This window comes from Bartonella sp. AP36NXGY (genome assembly GCF_042195865.1).
Classification (GTDB): domain Bacteria; phylum Pseudomonadota; class Alphaproteobacteria; order Rhizobiales; family Rhizobiaceae; genus Bartonella.
The window spans coordinates 20,604-28,180 of the sequence record NZ_JBHIPD010000018.1 but is presented as its reverse complement, the minus strand read 5'-3'; the positions used below and the strand labels follow the sequence as shown (position 1 = coordinate 28,180).

Sequence of the window (7,577 nt, the reverse complement as noted above, 5' to 3'; positions counted from 1 at the left end):
TGGTTCAACAGGGGCAGAAGGAGGAGAAACAGTATCCAGAGATGAAGTGTCCTCCGGAGCAGAGGGCTCAGATGGCAGAACATCATTAGTAGAATCTTCAACTGGAACAAACGGTGCAGGCATAGGTTGCACAGCAGAAGGAGCCTCCGGAACTGTTGGTACAGAGGGAGGCTCAGACGGAACTGGTGCAGAAGGAGTCAGCGTCGAATCCGTAGGGATAAATATTTCAGACGGTTCAGATCCTTCAGGCAAAGAAGGTGTAGATGGTATAAGTGGAGGCTCAACAGAAGGGGGTTGTTCAGGTGAAATAGTCTCTGTTGGTCGTTTAGAAGGAACCGTCTCTTCTTCAGATTGAGGAGGTAAAACTGTAGACGTTGGCTTAGAAGCAGTTTCAGAAGAATCTAATTCAGGACCAATGTAAACACTTTCGAGACGAAAATCCCAAAAATCCCCTTCTCCAACAACCAATCTATTCTTTGGATCTGCATTTCCAGAAGAAGAACTTGGACCATAGACACGAAGTTTATATTGATAAGGAAATCCATTCACCGTAGTATAACTATTGGCTAACTTAAAAGAACTTTCCTCTGCTGTCCCAGCAACTTGAACAAGTGAAATACTTTGACTTCCTTTATTGCCAGCTTCTTCTTCTAAGGTTTTGGAAAATTTCTCCATCATGAGCAGTGTACTTCCCAAAACATTCCCGTAGATCAAAATACGATCAGTTTTTTGAGGATTAAACGAGCCGTCATTATTCACAAACGCACTCATCTTAATCTGCACATTTCCCTTTGCATTATAGGCTTCTTTATCATATTGTATCCCCTCTATTGGATTTATGTCATTTAGATTACTTCCTTTCTCAATATATACTTTTCCAATATATAGCGTTTGATAATCTTGAGATATAAATTTATCAAAAAAAATTGTGCTATCAGAAATGCTTATAGACGAAAGTAATGAATCTACAGGAAGAGATTCCAGTAAATCTGTATGTTTTCTTTTGGTGAGATACCATGCAGAGCCATTTGTTAATTCTAAGTGAACAGTTGATGCATCCTCAACACGAATACCCCCTGTAAGGATAGAATCCTTTGCTTTCACCAATAGAGAAGAATTATTTTGAGCCTTTAACAATAAATCACCAGAGATCTTTGTCCTTTCTGTTAATTCAATGGTAGCTTCAGCTCCATAAATATCATCTCCCGTACTATAAATGGCAATACCATCGGGAACTGAAAAAGTTGTCTGTGACAAATGCAAAGATGCTTCACCCCAAACAATTTTTTCTACTTTTGAAAGTTTTTCACTCCCTACCTTAAACATATCACCCCATACATCTGGGCCTAATCCATAAAAATACAGACCGTATACTCCCTCACCCTGAACAGAAATATTGTTTTTTTCTATCTTAATACTTGTATTTTTAAACGCATTTGATGAAGCGTATTCTTGAATCAATTTACCTTCAGCATCTGCATAACCTGCAAAATTCGTAATCAAGAAGCCATGCATATCAGTGAGCTGAATAGAATCACCACGCAAATGAACATTACCACCCTGTGATATGTCAAAAGCTCTTGGAAATTCATCAATAGTTTCATTATCAACTACAATCGTGTGTTTCTTACCTTTGCCCTGAATATTGGTTGTATCAATAAGATATTTTCCCCCAAATTGTGTTGAAAACGCACCAATCTCATTAAAAGTAATAGTACTGCCTGATATCCTAACGAATGCATCAGAACTACTAACAAATCCAATCCCTTTTGCATTCAAATTATCTGATACAATATCAATATTTACGCTCACTAAAGCAATATCGGTTTTTTTTCCTTCTGCACATACAGCTTGCAAACTACCTTCAATCTTCCCTCTATTCATCACAACTTGCCCATTCTGAACACGAAAACCGGACATATCCTTAATATTTGAATTGGTTAGAACAAGCTTGCCATCATCTTTTACAGATGCACTATATAAAAACATCTGCTTTGGCCTATGCGAGATAATATTTGTCTCTAATAAATTTAAAACAGTTCCCTCTTTTTCTATAGAGAAGACAGCAACAAAATCATCTAGAGAAGAGACAGAAGGAGTATAATTTTTATTACTTATCGTATGTTTTTTACTATCGCTATATGTAAAAAAACTCTCTGATACATTACAGGAAGTTCCTAAATTATTAGGATTCGCATTAACACTCACGATTGGCAAAAAAGAAACAATAGCCGTTGTAATAAATAAAAATCTATACCCGCTTAATACATTAACCATAACTTTATTCCCAATTTGCCTTTCTCCCCCTGTTAGTTAAAAATAAAAAACATTCCCCATAACATTAAGTTAAACACACTAAAAATAGCAAGTATAAAACTTAAATAATCACTTTATACTTCATAAAACACTCTATAACTTATGTAAAAATTACTCTATATTTCATAGGCACCTAAAAACGATAGTATAAACCGCCTGAAAAAAATAATCCCTGAAAAACCACCTTTTCTAAGGCAATGCTGATAAGTTACATCTCCATGCAAAGCAAAGTTTGAAGACAACTGAGCCTTCAATCCCATTCCAGTTTCTAGAGAAGAGCCAAAAGCCCTTATTGGAATTCATCTCCAAACCGCACACGTTGTTTTCCTCTAAAACTAATGGCAAGCTGAAGCTCGCAATTGAAAGAAACAACAAGAGCCTCTTCAGAAGCAGCAAGCATCTTTCTTAAAGACCACCAACACGCATCACCCATAAATCAAGTTTTCCCATCTCAATATCAAAACCATCAATATCAGACGCCTTATCAAACCGCACATTTTGATAAATAACCTAAACCTGCGGATCAAAAATAACCCCTTTATGCCCTGTCGTAAATGACTTGCCCGCAATCAATGAAGCACTCAAAGGTGTTTCCTTCAATGTTGCTGTCTTGCCTCTTGCTTGCGTGAGAACATCCCCTTTAAATAAACCATAGGAAAAAAGGACATCTATATAAAAGCCTGTATCATGCTGCATGCTGCCATATACTGTAATAGACCATTTATCAAATGTACTTTTTTGCTTTCTTTAACATCTTGAGGTTGTAGAAAGTTTTTTTCCATTATTCTCCATTATTCCAAAGCTCAAAGTGTGATGTGTATCCTCAATCGCATTGAGCAAGACACTTGCCTCTATACCATGAACAACAGAAACCTGAATCTTACCTTCATCAAAGGAAAGAACCACCCTGCTTCACACCAAACACAGATTGAGATAACGTAGCATTTCTACCACTTTTCTTTTCGCCATTTCCTGTAATAGAACTCTTTTTAAAAGAAGTTTTATTATCTTTTGACACAACCACTGCTGATGTAATCTTCTCAGATCTCTTTAATTCTAAAATTCCATCAGCTCCTGAAAGCCTTTTTCCCCTTTACTTTTTTGCGGCTTAATAACTATGTCATGAGTTCGTATTGTAAAAATAACACCTGCAGCTCTCCTATCCAATCCACTCATATATAACTTATTACGACTTCCAAAAGTACGAGAAGCATCAACTGTATCACACGAATACGACTTAAAAAGAGAATTACACGAGGGGTTATAATCTTCTGCACTCACATCTATATTGTGCACGAAGAAAGAAATAGAGGTCGTAAGAGAACACACACATAGCGTTTTAGTACTTTAATCATAATTTAGTCTAAACTTCCTTTATTTTATTCATAAAAAACTGAAAAGACACACCTAGTTCATCTACTTATTATGTACCGTTACATATAATTTGTTTTGTATTATATGTAAAGTCAAAAATCAGAAAAACGACACAACAAAACCATGTTTTGTGCTTATGTCTTTCACAAAGGATGTATTAAAGAAAAATACAATTAAAAATGATAACTTAATCCACCAGAAAAATGCGTTCCGGAAAAGCCGTCACTCGTAAATTTATGCTGATAAATCAGATCGCTATGAAAAATAATTTTGGGAGATAATTGCGAAAAAACACCAAATCCAGCTTCTAAAGAAGTCCCAAAGGAACCAAGCTGGAAGGCATCTTTAAAATATACAAATTGTTTATCATCAAAACTACGAATGAAATGAAGCTTACCATAGAATGAGAGAACATGTGCATCTTTATCTTTAGTAAATGTAAGTGTCTTCGTTAAATACCCACCAATACGCATCCCCCAATGATCTGGACTTCGCATATCAATATTAAAATTATCAATATCACGAGTCTTATGAAACTGGAGATTTTGATAAACAAACTGAACCTGTGGTTCAAAAATAAAATATCGGCTGCCTATCATAAACGTTTTACCAGCAATTAAAGAAACACTTAGGGGCTTCCCTCTCAATGCAGCCGTTTTACCTCGCTCAAGTGTGAGAACATTTCCATTAAACAAACCATAAGAGAAGAGACCATCCATATAGAGACCCGTATCATGCTGCATGCTTCCATATGCTGTGATTGTCCATTTATCAAATATACTTTCTTGACTTTGTTTAACCTTTCGAGGCTGCAAAGAAAGCTTGCCATAATTTCCCATAATCCCAAAAGATGTCGTACTGTATGCACTTTCGATTTTCTTGAGTAAAATACCTGCCTCTAGTGCATTATAATCAAGCTCACCGCCATAATCACCATATTTAAATGCAGACAAATTTGAAGTATAATGATGATGTCCACCGTAACCGCGCAAAAACAAAGCGGGATTTTCATCATTTTTCAACAACCGACCAGGAACAGTTCGCAGCGCTTGCAACTGCTTGCTTTGATTACTGATATCCATCAATCCAGCATAAAATAAGGTATTTGGCACAAGAATATAAGTCAAAACCTGTGGAACAACGACTCTCACATTTGGCTCAAAATGAGAAGAAGGCTCAAAAACAGATGCCGGAACAGAAGAACCAGACGCAGGTGGAGTAACAACAAAAGGAGTGGGTGAAACAGATGGCGGAACAGAAGAACCAGATGCAACTGGGGAAACAACAGAAGGAATGGATGAAACAGATGACGGAACAGAAGAACCAGATGCAACTGGGGAAACAACAGAAGGAGTGGGTGAAACATGCGGCGGAACAAGTGAACCAGATGCAACTGGGGAAACAACAGAAGGAGTGGATGAAACAGATGACGGAACAAGTGAACCAGATGCAACTGGGGAAACAACAGAAGGAGTGGGTGAAACATGCGGCGGAACAAGTGAACCAGATGCAACTGGGGAAACAACAGAAGGAGTGGATGAAACAGATGACGGAACAAGTGAACCAGATGCAACTGGGGAAACAACAGAAGGAGTGGGTGAAACATGCGGCGGAACAGGTGAACCAGATGCAGGTGGAGAAACTGGATTAGATTCAGCAATAGCGGGAACAACAGGTGCAAGAGAGGAAAGAGGATTGGGGATCTCAAGTACAAAAACATCAGATACATTAGGTGTGGTCGTAAGATGGGAATCCCTATCAGGAGAATCTACAGGAGAAGAAAGACTTGGCTCCTGAGACTTTTGCTGAGAGTTAGAATCAATAGAACCATCCTCACCTCCAGTAATATTAGGATGCATTTTAGAAAAAGAAGGAATATCATCAGAAGAAGGGGGGACAACCAAATCAAGAACAGGAAAAACTTTAGTGGAATCAACAAATTGACTTTCAAGTCGGAAATCCCAAAATGTTCCAGAGTTTTTAAGCACTCTTTGATTGGAATCTGCCGCCCCTAAAGCAGAGCCTGGACCATAACTCTTAAGATGATACTGATAGGGGGAGGCTTCAAGTGTGACATACCCCCCCTTTAACTGAAAAGAATCTTCCATGGCTTTTCCATAAACCTGAATAATGGAAATCCCCTGATTATTACCACCATCTCCCGTCAATGCCCCTGGACTTCCAGGAATCTTATAAACATGAACTGTTGTTTTTCCTTCAAGATCACCATTGATTAAAAGCCGGTCAGTTTTTTGCTCTTGCAGAGCTCCGCCTTTATCCAAATATGCATTAAGATAAAGATTCACATCACCGTGCGCTTTATAGACAGTCCCAAATCCTTTTCCAATGAGAAGTGTCTGATAACCATTTGTTTTTTTAGATTTTAATTCTTCAAAAACAAGAGAACTATCCGTAAGATTAACCGAAGAAATAGAAGAATAATCTTTTAACCTAGAACCAGAAGCATCAGAATTTTGCAATTTGTCATATTTTGGTCGCGATAAAATCCACTTTGAACCATTTTTTAAATCTATCTTAGCTGTAGAACTTTCATCAACATGTGCGCCTCCTACAAGGGTAGAAGCATCAGCCTCAATCTTTACATTAGAACGCTCAACAGCTTTCAGGAGTGAATCTCCAGAAATTTTTGAATTTTGTAAGAGTTTAACAGAACTTTCGAATTCACGACTATAAATAGCCGTACTTTCTGGAGCCATAAAAGTTGTCTTTGTCAAATGGACAGTCCCTTTTCCAGGTATAATTGTTTTTTTATCATTTAAGACAGCTTCCCAAAAAAAGTGCATGCCATTAAATCCATTCCCTCTCACAAAAACATTGGAATATTTTATATGAGCAGCATTATGGTTATTCCCCTGCACTACAATGCCATGAACATTGTCGACATTAACGTTTCCCTTCTGGAAATTAAGAGAGCCTTTCCCCTGAAGCATACTAAAAGCAGAACCTTCACGATGATTATCTGTATTTGTTTCCTGTTTCCCCCTCCCAGTAATAGAAACGCCCTCTAAATTAATTTCTCCATCTCCTCCTGTTTGAACACCAATACCATCAGCAAAATCAATTTTTCCTCCTTTCATATAAATTTTTGCACCATTATGACTCAAAAGACCTATCGCATCAGAAGATGTCTTAATCTCTGTCTTGGTCAAAGAAACAAACGACCCTTTACCCCCAACACTGATCCCCATTCTGGTTGCTTTAATCACCCCATCCTGCATTTCAAAAGCTCCCTCCTCATTGACATCGGCCCCTATCGACACGTTATTTAACATGGAATCAAATAGAGCAACGCCTCCCCCATTTGAGGACTTTACAGCTGTTGTCCAAGCGTTTGTTTCTGAATGTCCATGTGCATTCGAAACACCGTTAATGATTATAGCCTCTCCCTCAATGACTGTATTTTTCCCTGATGCCTCTATGGCAGCATAAGAACTTTCACCCGTAAGTTGATAAGTTTTCTTGGTAATTTCATGCGTTTTACCATCATTACAGCGATAAAATGAGGCACCTTCGTTACATGAATATGGCTTCTTCTCAGAAGAAATCTCACCTGCATCAGTATTGTATACAAAGAAAAAAATAACCGTTGTAAAATGATATAAAGAGAGATGATTTTTAAACATAATTTTCTACAAACTTTCTTCCCCTTCTCTAAAAACAAAAAACACGCGTTCTGTTTAATAACTTTGGTTACGCGTGATAATTAAAATACGTTTTGTATTTTATATATCCACCCTATATTTTATGTAAAGCCAGAATCCCAAAATATCACAATTTAAAATTGTATTATTTATAAAAACGCGTAAAAATATAGATAGAAATAAAAATTCCACCCCAAAGCAGTGATTTCAAGAGAATTTAATAAA

At 37.3% G+C, this 7,577-nt stretch carries 2 protein-coding genes and 1 pseudogene; all 3 read right to left on the bottom strand.

Annotation, left to right across the window (positions count from 1 at the left end):
* A partial coding sequence (locus ACFINX_RS07540; protein ID WP_375668573.1) for an autotransporter outer membrane beta-barrel domain-containing protein occupies window positions 1–2,277 on the bottom strand: 2,277 nt, incomplete at its 3' end.
* A gap of 172 nt (window positions 2,278–2,449) precedes the next feature.
* A pseudogene (locus ACFINX_RS07535) lies at window positions 2,450–3,177 on the bottom strand (autotransporter outer membrane beta-barrel domain-containing protein); the annotation flags it as partial.
* A gap of 686 nt (window positions 3,178–3,863) precedes the next feature.
* On the bottom strand, window positions 3,864–7,334 hold the full coding sequence (locus ACFINX_RS07530; protein ID WP_375668572.1) for an autotransporter outer membrane beta-barrel domain-containing protein: 3,471 nt from the start codon (window positions 7,332–7,334) through the stop codon (window positions 3,864–3,866).
* Window positions 7,335–7,577: the final 243 nt, after the last annotated feature.

Excerpts from the sequence above, each read along its gene's own strand:
- ACFINX_RS07530 (WP_375668572.1), bottom strand. The coding sequence starts at position 7,334 with ATGTTTAAAAATCATCTCTCTTTATATCATTTTACAACGGTTATTTTT.